The organism is Pseudomonas sp. Q12-87 (genome assembly GCF_001269755.1).
GTDB lineage: Bacteria > Pseudomonadota > Gammaproteobacteria > Pseudomonadales > Pseudomonadaceae > Aquipseudomonas > Aquipseudomonas fluorescens_S.
Genome location: NZ_LHVI01000029.1, coordinates 37,871 through 54,464, shown reverse-complemented (window position 1 = coordinate 54,464; position 16,594 = coordinate 37,871). Strand labels below are relative to the sequence as shown.

At 61.0% G+C, this 16,594-nt stretch carries 15 protein-coding genes; 8 read left to right on the top strand and 7 right to left on the bottom strand.

Annotated features, from left to right (window positions below; all coding sequences use genetic code 11):
* Positions 1–29: 29 nt before the first annotated feature.
* The 8 genes from AD663_RS21980 to tadA all read left to right on the top strand — a co-directional run bounded on the left by AD663_RS21980 (position 30) and on the right by tadA (position 7,829).
* Complete coding sequence (locus AD663_RS21980) at positions 30–578, top strand: hypothetical protein (protein ID WP_053214528.1); 549 nt, start codon at positions 30–32, stop codon at positions 576–578.
* Positions 579–831: 253 nt separating this feature from the next.
* Positions 832–2,301 carry an IMP dehydrogenase gene (gene guaB / locus AD663_RS21975; RefSeq protein ID WP_003185102.1) on the top strand — a complete coding sequence of 490 codons (1,470 nt, stop codon included), beginning with the start codon at positions 832–834 and terminating at the stop codon, positions 2,299–2,301.
* 79 nt (positions 2,302–2,380) lie between these two features.
* The gene (guaA, locus tag AD663_RS21970) at positions 2,381–3,958 is read left to right on the top strand and encodes a glutamine-hydrolyzing GMP synthase (RefSeq protein ID WP_003185099.1); all 1,578 of its coding nucleotides are present in this window, start codon (positions 2,381–2,383) and stop codon (positions 3,956–3,958) included.
* Between the two features lie 390 nt (positions 3,959–4,348).
* Complete coding sequence (locus AD663_RS29440; protein ID WP_083455192.1) at positions 4,349–4,624, top strand: hypothetical protein; 276 nt, start codon at positions 4,349–4,351, stop codon at positions 4,622–4,624.
* A 4-nt stretch (positions 4,625–4,628) separates the two neighbouring features.
* The gene (locus AD663_RS21965; protein WP_003185097.1) at positions 4,629–5,153 is read left to right on the top strand and encodes an AlpA family transcriptional regulator; all 525 of its coding nucleotides are present in this window, start codon (positions 4,629–4,631) and stop codon (positions 5,151–5,153) included.
* 219 nt (positions 5,154–5,372) lie between these two features.
* Positions 5,373–5,765, top strand: coding sequence for a DUF6632 domain-containing protein (locus AD663_RS21960; RefSeq protein WP_003185096.1), 393 nt, complete (start codon positions 5,373–5,375; stop codon positions 5,763–5,765).
* Between the two features lie 190 nt (positions 5,766–5,955).
* The gene (locus AD663_RS21955) at positions 5,956–7,332 is read left to right on the top strand and encodes a multicopper oxidase family protein (RefSeq protein ID WP_003185095.1); all 1,377 of its coding nucleotides are present in this window, start codon (positions 5,956–5,958) and stop codon (positions 7,330–7,332) included.
* Positions 7,332–7,829: a tRNA adenosine(34) deaminase TadA gene (gene tadA / locus AD663_RS21950; RefSeq protein ID WP_053214527.1), complete on the top strand. Its 498-nt coding sequence runs from the start codon at positions 7,332–7,334 to the stop codon at positions 7,827–7,829. The genes AD663_RS21955 and tadA overlap by 1 nt, the downstream gene beginning before the upstream one ends.
* A gap of 32 nt (positions 7,830–7,861) precedes the next feature.
* On the opposite strand, the gene cmoB is transcribed toward tadA, so the two are convergent.
* The 7 genes from cmoB to AD663_RS21915 all read right to left on the bottom strand — a co-directional run bounded on the left by cmoB (position 7,862) and on the right by AD663_RS21915 (position 16,522).
* A complete protein-coding gene (gene cmoB / locus AD663_RS21945) occupies positions 7,862–8,818 on the bottom strand; it encodes a tRNA 5-methoxyuridine(34)/uridine 5-oxyacetic acid(34) synthase CmoB (protein ID WP_053214526.1) in 957 nt (318 codons plus the stop codon).
* On the bottom strand, positions 8,815–9,558 hold the full coding sequence (cmoA, locus tag AD663_RS21940; RefSeq protein ID WP_053214525.1) for a carboxy-S-adenosyl-L-methionine synthase CmoA: 744 nt from the start codon (positions 9,556–9,558) through the stop codon (positions 8,815–8,817). Before cmoA ends, cmoB begins: the two co-directional genes overlap by 4 nt.
* 141 nt (positions 9,559–9,699) lie before the next feature.
* Positions 9,700–10,092, bottom strand: a complete 393-nt coding sequence (locus AD663_RS21935; RefSeq protein ID WP_003185085.1) for a protease inhibitor I42 family protein — start codon at positions 10,090–10,092, stop codon at positions 9,700–9,702.
* Positions 10,093–10,300: 208 nt separating this feature from the next.
* Positions 10,301–12,715: an endopeptidase La gene (gene lon, locus AD663_RS21930; protein WP_053214524.1), complete on the bottom strand. Its 2,415-nt coding sequence runs from the start codon at positions 12,713–12,715 to the stop codon at positions 10,301–10,303.
* Positions 12,716–12,861: 146 nt separating this feature from the next.
* Positions 12,862–14,175, bottom strand: a complete 1,314-nt coding sequence (locus tag AD663_RS21925) for an MFS transporter (protein WP_003185081.1) — start codon at positions 14,173–14,175, stop codon at positions 12,862–12,864.
* 280 nt (positions 14,176–14,455) lie between these two features.
* Complete coding sequence (locus AD663_RS21920; protein ID WP_003185079.1) at positions 14,456–15,697, bottom strand: transporter associated domain-containing protein; 1,242 nt, start codon at positions 15,695–15,697, stop codon at positions 14,456–14,458.
* A gap of 12 nt (positions 15,698–15,709) precedes the next feature.
* Entirely contained in the window at positions 15,710–16,522 is an 813-nt protein-coding gene (locus AD663_RS21915; protein ID WP_003185078.1) for an inner membrane protein YpjD, read from the bottom strand.
* Positions 16,523–16,594: the final 72 nt, after the last annotated feature.

The window sequence follows — 16,594 nt, the reverse complement described above, 5'->3', positions numbered from 1 at the left end:
AGCCCTGCACGGGAACATCCAGGTTCGCCATGAATTCGCAAAGCATCATCGTTCCGAAAATTTCCACCTTGCCTGTCCACGAGCCTCGGGCCCGGGCGATCGTGCGTTGGCTGGTGCGCAAGAACATTGTCGAGGAACAACTGACCACTTGTGGGCGCACCGGCAATCGCATGGCTCACGCCATTGCGCCCGGCGCGAAGGCGGTGGTCCTGCATCCCGAAGCCTTGCCGTTCGGCGAGGCGATCAATGGCCTGGAGATCATCACCAAGCGCTGCATCTATACGCCGGCCAAGGGCTTTCTCGAAGAAGCCGGCTGTGCCGAGTGCCGCAAGGAAGTCGGCGAGGCGCTGTTCGAAAGTCTGGAAGACTGGATGCCGGCCCGCACCGACAACTTCACGTGCCCCGAGTGCGGGCACGAAGACGACATCAATGGCTTCCTGTTTCTTCAACCTTGCGGGTTTTCCAACCTGGGGTTCATCTTCAACAACTGGTTGGAGGCGGGGTTCAAGCAGGACTTTGTCGATGAATTCGCCGATTGGCTGGATCAGCCGGTGAGTTGGGTGAAGGTGGAGTTGTAGGTGAGGAGGCATGCGGTCCCGTGGCGAGGGAGCTTGCTCCCGCTCGGTTGCGCAGCAACTGCCAAAAACCGGGGCCGCTTCGCAGCCCAGCGGGAGCAAGCTCCCTCGCCACAGGGGTTCTGTGTTGTATGAGAAGTAAGGTGATTAGCCCCGTCAATCAGCCCGCCAATAATAGACAGAGTTTTACATTGAGCCAGACGGGGTGCATGAGTATAATGGCGCGCTTCCATTTTCCCGCTCGGGAGCCCCCGCGATGCTGCGTATCAGCCAAGAAGCTCTGACCTTCGACGACATTCTCCTAGTGCCCGGTTATTCCGAGGTACTGCCTAACGAAGTCAGTCTTAAAACCCGTCTCACCCGTGGCATCGAACTGAATATCCCGCTGGTTTCCGCAGCCATGGATACCGTGACCGAAGCCCGTCTGGCCATTGCCATGGCCCAGGAAGGCGGCATCGGGATCATCCACAAGAACATGACCATCGAACAGCAGGCCGCCGAAGTGCGCAAGGTCAAGCGGTTCGAGGCTGGCGTGGTCAAGGACCCGATCACCATCGAGGCTGACGCCACGGTTCGCGATCTGTTCGAACTGACCCGCATGCACAACATCTCCGGCGTTCCGGTGCTGCACGATGGCGACCTGGTCGGCATCGTCACCTCCCGCGACGTGCGTTTCGAGAATCGCCTGGATGCCACCGTCCGCCAAGTGATGACGCCTAAAGAGCGCCTGGTCACGGTCAAGGAAGGCACCAGCAAGGACGACGTTCGCGAGTTGCTGCACAAGCACCGCATCGAGCGCGTGCTGATCGTCGACGATAAATTCGCCCTCAAGGGCATGATGACCGTCAACGACATCGAAAAAGCCAAGGCCTACCCGCTGGCCAGCAAGGACGACCAGGGTCGCCTGCGCGTCGGCGCTGCGGTCGGTACTGGCAAGGACACCGGTGACCGCGTCGCGGCCCTGGTCAATGCCGGCGTTGACGTGGTGGTGGTCGACACGGCCCACGGTCACTCCAAAGGCGTGATCGACCGCGTTCGCTGGGTCAAGCAGAACTTCCCTGACGTGCAGGTGATCGGCGGCAACATCGCCACCGGCGCGGCCGCCAAGGCCCTGGCCGACGCCGGCGCCGATGCGGTCAAGGTCGGTATCGGCCCAGGCTCGATCTGCACCACCCGCATCGTTGCCGGTGTCGGTGTTCCACAGATCAGCGCCATCGCCAACGTCGCCGCCGCCCTTGAAGGCACTGGCGTGCCGTTGATCGCCGACGGCGGTATCCGCTTCTCCGGTGACCTGTCCAAGGCCATCGTTGCCGGTGCCTACTGCGTGATGATGGGCTCGATGTTCGCCGGTACCGAAGAGGCCCCGGGCGAGATCGAACTGTTCCAGGGCCGCAGCTACAAGGCTTATCGCGGCATGGGTTCGCTGGGCGCCATGTCCCAGGCACAGGGCTCTTCCGACCGTTACTTCCAGGACTCCTCCGCGGGTGCCGAGAAGCTGGTGCCGGAAGGCATCGAAGGTCGCGTGCCGTACAAAGGCACCCTGAGCGCCATCATCCATCAGCTGATGGGCGGCCTGCGTTCTTCCATGGGCTACACCGGCAGCGCCGACATCGAAGAAATGCGCACCAAGCCGGAATTCGTGCGTATCACCGGTGCCGGCATGGCCGAGTCCCATGTCCACGACGTGCAGATCACCAAGGAAGCGCCGAACTACCGTGTAGGTTAAGGCTTCCAGCAAAACGTTAATCACCGGGGCTGTTCATTCAGCCCCGAGTTGTTTCTGATTCACTACATGAGAATGAGTCATGGCCCTCGACATTCACGCTCACCGCATCCTGATCCTCGACTTTGGTTCCCAGTACACCCAACTGATCGCCCGCCGCGTGCGTGAAATCGGCGTGTATTGCGAATTGCATCCGTTCGACATGGATGACGAAGCGATTCGCGAATTCGCGCCTAAAGGCGTCATCCTCGCCGGCGGCCCTGAGTCCGTGCACGAAGCCAACAGCCCGCGTTGCCCACAAGCCGTGTTCGACCTGGGCGTGCCGGTCTTCGGTATCTGCTACGGCATGCAGACCATGGCTGAACAGCTGGGCGGCAAGGTCGAAGGCTCCGAACTGCGTGAGTTCGGTTATGCCCGCGTTGATGTCGTCGGCAAGAGCCGTCTGCTGGACGGTATCGAAGACCACATCGACGCTGACGGCCTGTTCGGCCTCGACGTGTGGATGAGCCACGGTGACAAGGTCACCAAGATGCCGGAAGACTTCCACATCCTGGCCAGCACCCCAAGCTGCCCGATTGCCGGGATGTTCAGTGATGAACGTCGCTACTACGGCGTGCAGTTCCACCCTGAAGTGACCCACACCAAGCAGGGCGGCCGCATCCTGTCGCGCTTCATCCTCGACATCTGCCAGTGCGAAGCCCTGTGGACCCCGTCGAAAATCGCTGAAGACGCCATCGCCCAGGTACGCGCCCAGGTTGGCACCGACAACGTGCTGCTGGGCCTGTCCGGTGGCGTGGACTCCTCGGTGGTCGCTGCGCTGCTGCACAAGGCCATCGGCGATCAGCTGACCTGCGTCTTCGTCGACAACGGCCTGCTGCGCTTGCACGAAGGCGAGCAAGTAATGGCCATGTTCGCCGAGAACATGGGCGTCAAAGTGATCCGCGCCAACGCCGAAGAGCAGTTCCTGAACAACCTGGCCGGCGAGTCCGACCCAGAGAAGAAACGCAAGATCATCGGCCGTACCTTCATCGACGTGTTCGATGCCGAATCCTGCAAGCTGGACAACATCAAATACCTGGCCCAGGGCACGATCTACCCAGACGTGATCGAGTCGGCCGGTGCCAAGAGCGGCAAGGCCCACGTGATCAAGTCCCACCACAACGTGGGTGGCCTGCCGGAAGAAATGAACCTCAAGCTGGTCGAGCCGCTGCGCGAACTGTTCAAGGACGAGGTTCGCCGCCTCGGCCTTGAGCTGGGCCTGCCGTATGACATGGTCTACCGTCACCCATTCCCAGGCCCGGGCCTGGGCGTGCGGATCCTCGGTGAAGTGAAAAAGGAATACGCCGACCTGCTGCGTCGCGCCGACCACATCTTCATCGAAGAACTGCGCAAGGCCGACTGGTACCACAAGGTCAGCCAGGCGTTCGTCGTCTTCCAACCGGTGAAATCCGTCGGCGTGGTCGGCGATGGCCGTCGCTACGCCTGGGTCGTGGCCCTGCGCGCCGTGGAAACCATCGACTTCATGACCGCTCGCTGGGCGCACCTACCGTACGAGCTGCTGGAGACCGTATCCGGGCGCATCATCAACGAAATCGAAGGCATCTCCCGCGTCACGTATGACGTGTCGAGCAAGCCGCCGGCGACGATTGAGTGGGAATGATCCAGGCCTGAAAATCGGGACCGCTGACGGTCGTTATTGGCTCCGGCGCCTGCCTTGATCAAAAGCCCTGTGGATAACCCCCACAGGGCTTTTTTCATTTTTGCTGGCCAATTCCAAGCTCCATCAGACCTCCAACCGCAATGGCATACCGTGACAGTGATGGGAAGAGTGGTGCCGTCACCTTTCGCTACGATTACCCGCCTTGAGGCGCACCAGGACGGGCTTATCATCGGCGCAACCCTATGGGCATTTCACCGGCATGGTTAACGGAGATTTGTCACGTGCCAATCAATTTCGCCTTTTTGAGACGCTGCCGGGTTCGGCTGCTCGAAAGGAGGGTTGGTTGTCATTTGACAACTCTGCGGGTCATGCGAATACTGGAGTTCACGGATGATTCGTCCAACGCACCCGAAGAAAGAAATCGAAGAAGTGCTCAGGCATGCCGAAGGGCACGGATGGCGCATTGTGGTAGGTGGCGGCCACGCATGGGGACGGGTTTATTGCCCGTACAAAGATGTGGAGTGCCGTTGTGGTGAGTTCTGCATCACATCGATATGGAGCACCCCGAAAAGCCCTGGCAACCACGCGCGAGCGTTGCGACGCGTTGTAGACAACTGCTCGACGCATCGCAATCGGCGCGATGCGGATTACGATGCTAAGGAATAGAACAATGGAATTTACCTTTACGTTGAAATATCAGCTCGCTGACGATGGCGATGCCATGGCTGAACTGGTCGAACGGCTGGGCGAAGCGGGCTGCGACGATGCCTTGGTAGGCACCGGGCAGCCGGGACGACTGGCGCTTGAGTTCACTCGGGATGCTCCCGATGCGGTTAAGGCCGTGCTTAGCGCTTTGGCCGATGTCCGGCGCGCGGTGCCGTCGGCCAGATTGATCGAGGTCGCTCCTGATCTGGTTGGGCTGACCGACGTAGCGGAGATCGTAGGCGTATCTCGGCAGAACATGCGCAAGTTGATGTTGGCACATCCAGGCAGCTTTCCGACGCCCGTGCATGAGGGGAGTGCATCGATTTGGCACTTGGCAGACGTTTTGACTTGGCTGCAGGCCAGGGGTAGCTATTCGCTCACCAAAAGCGTGTTGGATGTGGCCCGGGTGGCCTTGCAGGTCAACATTGCGAAAGAAGGCCGACGCTTCCCTGACATGGCCCTCAAAGAGCTGGACGCTTTGGTTGGGTAACATTCACTGAGTGGAATTCCGACAATATGGACGTGCCAAGCTATGGGCGAGCCTGGGCGAGGAAAACCTGGTTTCGTTCGGAGGGGGTAGTAAGGGCTTTAGCCAAAATACCGTCAGGTCGACTGGCGGTTCCGGTTGATAGCGTATATCTCTGGAAAGCCTCCTATACTCACTGGCGCCCGGCTACGGCGATCATTACGCCGCAAATAGGAGTCTGCCATGAACGACACCCAACGACTCGCCGCCTTGCGTATTGTTTTGATCGTCGTAGGCCTGATCGCCGTGCTTGCAATCTGGCCGTTGATGATTTTGTGGCCGTCCGGCTGGGCGTGGCACAGCGGTCATTCGCAGTATCCGCTGATGATCGTCGGCATCTACGCGACACTCGGCGTGTTCCTGCTGATGGCGTCGCGCGATCCGATGAAACATTTGAGCCTGATCTGGTTCACCGTGTGGTCGAGCATCGTGCACGGTGTGATCATGGCTGTGCAGTCCTTTGGCGTCGAGATGGACGGGACGAGTCATGTTGGCCATCTGGTGGGCGATGTGCCTGCGTTGTTTGTCGTGGCGGCAGCGTTGGCGTTCTTCACGCCGCGGCGCAGTCAGGCGTAACCCGCGGATGGAACTGATTCCGCCGAGACGCTTGGATGTGCACAAAAAGGCCCTGTGGATAACTTCCCCAGGGCTTTTTCATTTTGTTTTTTTCATTTTCGCTGGCCTTACTGTTTCTCATCTGCGGGTGTATCGTATTCGCCTTTTGCGGGCCCACCGGTTCGCCGCGGATTCAATAGGTGGTTGCGTCATGTCCTTTACCCGTCGCCAAATACTCGGTGGCCTGGCTGGTCTTGTTGTCGTGGGTGTCGGGGCGGGGGGCGCGTCTCGGTATTGGTTGGGGAAAATGGCCGACTCCAACGCCGGTCATGACTACCAATTGATCGCCGCGCCGCTGGACGTCGAGTTGGTGGCCGGGCACAAGACCCAGGCCTGGGCATTCGGCCCGTCGGCGCCTGGGACCGAGCTGCGGGTGCGCCAGGGTGAGTGGTTGCGGGTACGCTTCATCAATCATCTGCCGGTCGCCACTACCATTCACTGGCACGGCATCCGCTTGCCGCTGGAGATGGACGGCGTGCCGTATGTCTCGCAATTGCCAGTGTTGCCAGGCGAGTATTTCGATTACAAGTTCCGCGTGCCGGACGCCGGCAGCTATTGGTATCACCCCCACGTCAACAGCAGCGAAGAGCTCGGGCGTGGCCTCGTGGGGCCGCTGATCGTCGAGGAGCGCGAGCCCACCGGCTTCAAATACGAGCAGACCCTGAGCCTCAAGAGCTGGCATGTGGATGAACAAGGCCAGTTCGTGGAGTTCAGTATCCCCCGTGAAGCGGCCCGTGGCGGTACGGCCGGGCGGCTGGCGACCATCAACGGTGTACCGGAGGCGGTGATCGACTTGCCGGCCGGGCAGATCACCCGGGTGCGCCTGCTCAACCTGGACAACACGTTGACCTATCGTCTCAACATTCCAGGCGTCGAAGCGCAGATCTATGCGTTGGACGGCAACCCCATCGAGCCGCGTCCGCTGGGCAAGGAATACTGGCTGGGCCCGGGCATGCGCATTTGCCTGGCGATCAAGGCTCCGCCCGCCGGCGAGGAGCTGTCGCTGCGCAACGGTCCGGTGCGCCTGGGGACCCTGCGTTCGGTGCCTAACAGTGATGCACCGAGCCCATGGCCGCCGGCGCTGCCGCCCAATCCGGTGTCCGAGCCGGACCTGGCCAATGCCGAGAAACTCAACTTCAATTTCGAATGGGTCGGTTCGGTGTCGGTCAATGTCGATAACGGCAAGCCGCCGAGCCTATGGCAGATCAATGGCAAAGCCTGGGACATCACCGACAAGACCTGCGCCGACCGGCCAATCGCTACGCTGAAGAAAGGCCAGAGCTACATTTTTGAATTGAAGAACATGACCCAGTACCAGCATCCGATCCACTTGCACGGCATGAGCTTCAAGGTGATCGCGTCGAACCGGCATAAAGTCGTGCCGTATTTCACCGACACCTACCTGCTGGGCAAGAATGAGCGCGCGCAGGTGGCATTGGTGGCAGATAATCCTGGGGTATGGATGTTCCATTGCCATGTGATCGACCACATGGAAACCGGCCTGATGGCCGCCATCGAGGTGGCATGATGCGCCAGATTCGTCCCACGCGGATCATCGACCGCAGCCGTGACCAGGATTTCATGCGCGAGGCATTGGCCCTTGCCGCACAAGGCGCCGCCTTGGGCGAAGTACCGGTGGGCGCGGTGCTGGTGCAGGACGGCGAGATCATCGGACGCGGCTTCAACTGCCCGATCAGCGGCCACGACCCCAGCGCCCATGCGGAAATGGTCGCTATCCGCGCCGCCGCCCAGGCCGTGAGCAACTATCGCCTGCCCGGCAGCACTCTTTATGTGACGCTGGAACCCTGCAGCATGTGCGCCGGCCTCATCGTCCATTCGCGCATCGCCCGTGTGGTTTACGGTGCCCTGGAGCCAAAGGCCGGCATCGTGCAGAGCCAGGGCGATTTTTTCAGCCAGGGGTTCCTGAATCATCGAGTGATATTCGAGGGTGGGGTGTTGGCCGAGGAGTGCAGCGCGATGCTGAGTGAGTTCTTCAAGGCCCGAAGAGCCAAATCCGCAGACTAAACATTGAGCCCTTGTGGGAGCGCTTGGGCTATTTATTTGCGCGTCACAATCACCGCCCGCATCGGCGCGGGCAGTCCTTCGATGGTTTTGCTGTGGTCGTCGGGGTCGAGGAAGTCGCTGAGCGACTGATATTTCATCCACTCGGTGCTGCGCTGTTCTTCCACGGTGGTGAGGCTTACGTCCACGCAACGCACATCGCTGAACCCGGCGCGGCGCAGCCAGCGTTCCAGGGCTGGGACCGAGGGCAGGAACCAGACGTTGCGCATCTGCGCATAACGATCCTCTGGTACCAGTACCTGATTTTCGTCACCTTCGATCACCAGGGTTTCCAGCACCAGTTCGCCGCCCTTGACCAGGCAATCCTTGAGCGCCAGCAAATGCTCGATCGGTGAACGGCGGTGGTAAAACACGCCCATGGAGAACACCGTGTCGAACCCTTCCAGCTCTGCTGGCAAGGCCTCGAACGGAAACGGCAAGTGCCAGGCGTTAGGCTGCGCGAGGTAGCGTTGTACCGCCTGGAACTGGCAGAAGAACAGCCAGTTCGGATCGACGCCAATCACGGTGTCGGCCCCGGCGCCGAGCATCCGCCACATGTAATAGCCATTGCCACAGCCCACATCGAGAATGCGCTTGCCCTTGAGATCCAGATGGGGCGCCACGCGCGACCATTTCCAATCCGAGCGCCACTCAGTGTCCACATGCACGCCAAACAGGTCGAACGGCCCTTTGCGCCATGGCGACAGGCCCATCAACGCGGCACGCATTTGCGCCCGGTTTTCGTCGGAACAATCGGTGTCGAGCGTCAGGCCGTTCAGCAGATCGACTTCGCTCGGTTGCAGCACCGGCAGCGCATCGAGCGCGCTTTGCCAGCGCTCCAGGTCGCCATGACCCTTTTCCATTTTGCTGTCGAGTTGCGCCTGTAGCGTCGTGGCCCAATCGGCCAATGGTGTGCCGGCCAAATGGCGGGCGAGGGGAGACAGATCGATCATGGCAGGGCAATCAACGAGGCGAAGTTAAGACACTGGAACCACGGCACGACTTTGGAGAACCCGGCGGCCAGCAGGCGTTCGCGGTGTTCTTCGAGACTGTCGGGCTTCATGACGTTTTCGATGGCGCTGCGTTTCTGGGCAATTTCCAGTTCGCTGTAGCCGTTGGCGCGCTTGAATGCAACGTGCAGTTCGGTGAGCAACGCGTGCTCCTGAGCATCGTTGAAGCGCAGCTTCTCCGAAAGAATCAGCGCGCCGCCCGGCAACAGGGCCTGACGGATACGGCTCAACAGTGCGGTGCGCTGGTCCGGTGCGATGAATTGCAAGGTGAAATTCAGCGCCACCACCGAGGCCGGCTGGAAAGTCAGGGCGAGGATGTCGCCTTCGATGACTTCCACGGGGAGCAATTCCTGGAACATCGAGTCCTGGCCGTTGAGGTATTCCCGGCAGCGCTCGACCATGGCCGCCGAGTTATCCACAGCGATTACGCGGCAGCCGTCGGTGCGCACATGGCGACGCAGCGCCTGGGTCACCGCGCCCAGGGACGACCCCAGGTCGTAGAGCACGCTGTTGGGCTGGGCGAATTGCGCAGCGAGCACCCCGAGGTTCTCGACAATGGTCGGGTAGCCCGGCACCGAACGCTTGATCATGTCCGGAAACACCCGCACCACGTCCTCATTGAAGGCAAAGTCAGGCACTTGGGCCAGGGGTTGGGCGAATAGGCGATCGGGCTCTTTGCTCACGGCGGTTCCAGCGGCATGGGTGGTGAAAAGGCCGGCATTTTAACTAAAAAACCTGTGGGAGCGAGCCTGCTCGCGATTGCGATGGTTCAGCCCGACGTAATGGTGCGCCAGCGGGAAATTCGAGGACAGTCAATCCGACATTTAATCCACCGAAATGGCGCAATCGAAGGTTTCCACTGGTGGCACTTCCGGTGCCCAGGGCTGTTGATAGGTGAGGCGCAGGCGGCCGGTGCCGGCGGCAAACGCCTGGAAGCGCCAGGTCGAGACCCCGGCGGCGCCAACGATACCGGCATCTTCCGGGTTGCGGTATACCTCTGGCCCCAAGCCTTTCAACACACCTCCCGCTGAATCCTGGATCGCCCAGCGATAACCGGTGGTGGGGTTGCTGGGTAAGCTCAGGATCAGATTTTGCCCATTATTGAGCCGTACCGGGCACTGGCTGAGTTTTTCCACGGTCACGTTGTGTTTCGGTTGCGTGGCGCAAGCGCTCAGCAGCGCGAGGCTGAAGGGGACGAGCAGGCGGGTGAGGGACATACGGGCTCCGGCATTCACGACGAACGGCGAGCATAACCGAAGATGCTACTGGGTGTGTCAGATGGGCAGGCGTTGATGCTAAGAACGCCATCGCAAGCAGGCTCGCTCCCACGGGGTTGGTGTGGATCATACATTCTGTGGAACGACACCAATCCACTGTGGGAGCGAGCCTGCTCGCGATGAGGCCCGTCCAGACGCTACGGGATGATCAGAACAACACCTTGGCCACATCCGCAAAGCGCTTGGCAAAATGCACCGTCACGCCTTCCTTGAGGTAGTCCGGCAGTTCTTCGAAGTTGCCCCGGTTGGCTTCCGGCAGGATCAGTTCGTTGATCTTCTGCCGCCGCGCCGCGATGACTTTCTCCCGCACCCCACCAATTGGCAGGACATGCCCGGTAAGGGTCAGTTCGCCGGTCATGGCCACGCCTTTTTTCGGCGGCTGGTTGCGCGCAAGGGACAGCAAGGCGCTGGCCATGGTGACCCCGGCGCTCGGGCCGTCCTTGGGCGTGGCGCCTTCCGGTACGTGAAGGTGAACGAACGCCTCGTCAAAGAACTTCGGGTCGCCGCCAAACTGCTTCAGGTGCGAGCTGACGTAGCTGTGGGCGATCTCCGCCGACTCCTTCATCACTTCGCCCAGTTGGCCGGTCAGCTTGAAGCCGCGGTTGAGGGTGTGGATGCGTGTCGCTTCGATCGGCAAGGTCGCGCCACCCATGCTGGTCCAGGCCAGGCCGGTAATCACCCCGACGCCGGACAGCACTTGCTCGTTGCGGAACACCGGTTTGCCCAGGGAAGCCTCGAGGTCCTTGGGGCCAAGCTTGATCACCGCTTTCGGCTCGTCGATCAGCTTCATCACCGCCTTGCGCACCAGTTTGCCGAGCTGTTTCTCCAGTTGTCGCACGCCGGCCTCACGGGCGTAACCGTCGATCAGTGCCTTGAGGGCGCTGTCGTTGATGGTCAGGCTGCCTTTGGACACGCCGGCCTTGGCCAGTTGCTTGGGCCATAAGTGACGCTTGGCGATGGCGACTTTTTCTTCGGTGATATAGCCCGACAGGCGAATCACTTCCATCCGGTCCAGCAATGGGCCGGGAATAGAGTCCAGGGTGTTGGCGGTGCAGACGAAGAGCACTTTCGACAGATCCAGGCGCAGGTCCAGGTAATGATCGAGAAACTCGACGTTCTGTTCCGGGTCGAGGGTCTCCAGCAGTGCCGAAGCCGGGTCGCCCTGGTAGCTCTGGCCCATCTTGTCGATCTCGTCGAGCATGATCACCGGGTTCATGACCTCGACATCCTTGAGCGCCTGCACCAACTTGCCCGGCTGCGCGCCGATGTAGGTGCGCCGGTGGCCCTTGATCTCGGCTTCGTCGCGCATGCCGCCGACGCTGAATCGGTAGAACGGCCGCCCCAGGGATTCGGCGATGGACTTGCCGACGCTGGTCTTGCCCACGCCCGGCGGCCCCACCAGCAGCACGATGGAGCCGCTGATCTCGCCTTTATAGGCGCCGACGGCAAGGAATTCGAGGATACGGTCCTTGATGTCGTCCAACCCGGCGTGGTGTTGATCGAGCACCTTGCGCGCATGCTTGAGGTCAAGTTTGTCCTGGCCATACACGCCCCACGGCACCGAGGTCGCCCAATCCAGATAATTGCGGGTGACGGCGTATTCCGGCGAGCCGGTTTCCAGGATCGACAGCTTGTTCATTTCCTCTTCGATGCGTTTCTGCGCCTGGGACGACAGCACCTTGCCTTCCAGGCGCTGCTCGAACTGTTCGAGATCGGCGCTGCGGTCGTCCTTGGTCAGCCCCAGTTCCTGCTGGATGACCTTGAGTTGCTCCTTGAGGAAGAATTGGCGCTGATGTTCGCCAATCTTGTTGTTGACCTCGGCAGAAATCTCTTTTTGCAGGCGCGCGACTTCGACTTCCTTACGCAGCATCGGCAGGACTTTTTCCATGCGCTTGAGCATCGGGACGCAGTCGAGCACTTCCTGCAACTCGCTGCCGGTGGCAGAAGTGAGTGCAGCGGCAAAATCGGTCAGCGGCGATGGATCGTTGGGGCTGAAGCGGTTGAGGTAGTTCTTCAGCTCTTCGCTGTACAGCGGATTGAGTGGCAGCAGTTCCTTGATCGCATTGATCAACGCCATGCCGTAGGCCTTGACCTCATCGGTCGGTTCGCTCGGCTGGTGCGGGTATTCGACTTCCACCAGGTACGGAGGGCGATGGTGCTTGAGCCAGGTGCGGATCCGCACGCGGGTCAGGCCCTGGGCGACGAATTGCAGCTTGCCGCCTTCGCGGCTGGCGTGATGGACCTTGACCAGCGTGCCGTACAGCGGCAGCGCCGAGGTATCGAAATGACGCGGGTCTTCCTGGGGCGTGTCCATGAAAAACAGCGCCAGGGAATGGTGTTCGGACTTGGCCACCAGTTCCAGGGTTTCGGCCCACGGTTCTTCATTGACGATAACCGGCAGCACTTGGGCCGGGAAGAACGGGCGGTTGTGGATGGGGATGATGTAGACCTTGTCCGGCAGGTTCTGGCCGGGCAGGGCCAGGCCGGTGCCGGAGGAGGTGTGTTCGATGTGTTCGGAGTCAGCGTAATCGTTCGTGGCTTCAGTAGAGTGCTGGTCGCTCATGGGGCACCTGCGCAATGGAGTATGGGTCTTAGATGGGGCAGGTGGGGGGTGGTTTCAATGGGGGGCGTTGTTAGCTGGTGTTTCATGGATCGGCGTTCAGGCGCCCGACAGGTTTGATCGGGCCTGTCGCCAGGCCCGATCAATGTTCAGGCGACCCTGTTCAGGTCGTTGTGGCGTGTTTCTTTCAGGCAGAGTACCGCAATGACGCTGAGCAGCGCGGCTGCCGATACGTAGCCGCCGACGTAGCCCAAGCCGCCCATGGCCACCAGCTTCTGGGCGAAGAACGGCGCGGCCGAGGCACCGACGATACCGCCCAGGTTATAGGCTGCCGAAGCACCGGTATAACGTACATGGGTTGGAAACAGCTCTGGTAGCAAGGCGCCCATGGGGGCGAAGGTCACGCCCATCAGGAACAGCTCGATGCACAGGAACAGCGCCACACTGGTGGTCGAACCCTGTGTCAGTAGAGGCTCCATGGCGAAACCGGAGGCAATCGCCAGCACGCCTCCGGTGATCAGCACCGGTTTACGTCCGAAGCGGTCGCTCGCCCAGGCTGACAGGGGTGTGGCGGCGGCCATGAACAACACGGCAAAGCACAGCAGGGCCAAAAACGTCTCGCGGCTGTAGCCGAGGGTGGACACCCCGTAGCTCAGGGAAAACACTGTCGAAATGTAGAACAGCGCGTAACACACCACCATCGCCGCTGCGCCCAGCAAGGTCGGTGCCCAGTACTGGCTGAACAGCTCGACCAACGGCACCTTCACCCGCTCCTGACGGGCCATGGCGTTGGCGAACACCGGCGTTTCGTGGAGCTTGAGCCTTACATAAAGGCCGACAATCACCAGCACGGCGCTCAGCAGGAACGGAATCCGCCAGCCCCATGAGCGAAATTGCTCGTCGTCCAGGGTCATGGCCAGGGTCAGGAACAGCCCGTTGGCCGCCAAGAAACCGATGGAAGGACCCAGTTGCGGGAACATGCCGAACCAGGCGCGCTTGCCTTTGGGCGCGTTCTCGGTGGCGAGCAGCGCCGCTCCGCCCCATTCTCCACCGAGCCCCAGGCCTTGGCCGAAACGCAGCAGGCACAAGAGGATCGGCGCCCAGGCGCCAATACTGGCGTAGCCCGGCAGCACGCCGATGAGGGTGGTGCACACGCCCATCAGTAACAGGGATGCTACCAACGTGGATTTGCGCCCGATCCGGTCACCGAAATGACCGAACAACGCAGAACCCAGCGGGCGAGCGAGAAAAGCGATGCCGAACGTCAGAAAGGACGACAGCATCTGCGCCGTTCCCGAGGTTTGGGGAAAGAACACCGGCCCGATCACCAGGGCGGCAGCCGTGGCATAGACGTAGAAGTCGTAGAACTCGATGGCGGTGCCGATGAAACTCGCGGTCGCCACGCGGGTGGCGGAGTTGGTCGGCTGGGCAGGCACAGCGTCGTTGTAGGTGGTGGTTGTCATGCGGTTATCCCTGACAGTCAATGTGCTCCGTTGGAGCGAATTATTATGGTCGAACACCCAGGGATGTGGGTCGGTGTCCTGTCGCTGTTTCAGGTAGGAACAGTCGCAGGCCTGAGGCGGATTTTGCCGGTGGTCTGGCCGGAACCGGCTGAGTGCGGGGTAAGCACAGGGTTCGGGCGGGGCTGGATAAGCGGCTTGAGTATAGGAAGGGGGCTAACGATTCGACAAGTGAGCTGTTGCACAATATCGACGCTTGCACAAAACCCGGTGGAGAGGGAGCTTAGAGAACGGTGGGCACCGAACTGTTATGCCACGCCAGCACTTGGCTGACACGGTTGTCCACGGTCTCGATGATTTCCAGGCGATAGCGACCGATTTTCAGGCATACCGGGCTTTCCGGGATGGTTTCCAGCGCTTCGGTCACCAGCCCGTTGAGGGTCTTGGGTCCGTCGCAGGGCAGGTGCCAGCCCAGGGTCCGGTTCAGTTCGCGGATCGACGCCGCGCCATCGATCATCAGGCGGCCGTCAGGCTGGGGATGGACGTGGGGGTTGTCCAGGCTGTGCTCGCTTTCGAACTCGCCGACGATTTCTTCGAGAATGTCTTCCAGGGTGACGATACCCAGCACTTCGCCGTATTCGTCCACCACCATGCCCAGGCGCCGCTGCTGTTTGTGGAAGTTCAGTAATTGCAGCTGCAGTGGTGTGCTTTCGGGCACGAAATAAGGTTCGTGGGAGGCGGCCAGCAAGGCTTCCTTGGTCAGGCTCGCGTCGGCGAGCAAATGACGGATCTGGCGGGTGTTGAGTACCGCTTCGACCTGGTTGATGTCGCTGTGGAACACCGGCAGGCGGGTGCGGCGGTTCAGGCGCAGCTGTTCGATGATGTCGCCAATGGGGTCGTCGAGGTTGATCCCGTCCACCTCGCTGCGGGGCACGAGGATGTCATTGACGGTGATGTTGTCCAGGGCGTGAATGCCGGAAATCGGATGCAGGCGACTGCTGTTGTGCTCGTATTCATGCTCGCCGCGCGGCGGTGCGGGCATTTCGTCATCGCTCTGTTGCACCACGCTGGCCTTGCGGGCAAATGGACGCAGCAATAGCTGGCTGATGCCATTGAGTAGCCAGGCAAGCGGGTAAAGAATTTTCAGCGGTATCCCAAGCAAGGTATTGCCCAGTGCCAGCACCGCGTCGGGCTGGCGGGTAGCGAGGGTGCGCGGCAGGTAGTCGGCGAACACCAGCAGGGCTGCGCTGGTGCCGAGCCAGGCGATCCACGGGCCGTTCTCCAGCCAGGTAAAAATCGCCAATAATGTGCCGATCACCACGGCCAGGGCGCGACACAGGGTATTGCACAGGATCAGGCTGGCCGGCGGAAAGCTCAGTGTTGCCAGCGGCTTGTCACTGGCGCGTGAGGCCGTTCGATGGGCCAGCAGGTGTTGCCGGGCGGCTTCGATGGCAGTGAACAGGGCTGACCAGAGGACCAGGACCACCAACACGGCGAACAGCGGTGCCACGGGCAACGTAGCCATCAAAGCCGTCCGTCACACATGCAGAATGTATTCGCGGACGAGCTTGCTGCCGAAATACGCAAGCATCAGCAGGCAGAAGCCGGCCAGGGTCCAGCGAATTGCCTTGTGGCCACGCCAGCCGAGACGGTTGCGGCCCCACAGCAGCACGCTGAACACCACCCATGCCAGGCAGGCCAGCAGGGTTTTATGCACAAGGTGCTGGGCGAACAGGTTTTCGACGAACAGCCAGCCAGAGATCAACGACAGCGACAACAGGGTCCAGCCGGCCCAGAGGAAGCCGAACAGCAGGCTTTCCATGGTTTGCAACGGCGGGAAATTGCGAATCAGCCCCGACGGGTGCTTGTTCTTGAGTTGGTGGTCCTGCACCAGCAGCAGCAACGCCTGGAATACCGCGATGGTGAACAGGCCGTAGGCCAGGATCGACAGCAGGATATGGGCGAGGATGCCCGGCTCCTCGTCGATGATCTGCACCGTGCCCGAGGGCGCGAACTGCGCGAGCAGCACCGTCGCCAGCCCGAGCGGGAAGAGCAGTACCAGCAGGTTTTCCACCGGAATGCGCGAGCAGGCCAGCAGCGTCAGGGCGATCACGGCCACCGCGATCAGGCTGGCGGCGTTGAAAAAATCCAGGCCCAGGCCGATCGGTGTCATCAAGTGTGTATAAAGGCTGGCCGCGTGGCCAAGCACGGCCAGCACGCCAAGCGTGACCAGCAGGCGTTTGTTCGCCTTGGCGCCGGTGGCCAGGCGGGTGCCCTGATAGAGGGTCGCAGCGGCGTAGAGACAAGCGGCGGCGATGGTGGCAAGCAAGCTGGGTGACAAGGGGAGCATAAATCCTGTTAGGCAGGCCCGAAAGGCGCTGAGTTTGGCATAGAACCGCCTCAGCACGAAAGACCACTGCAA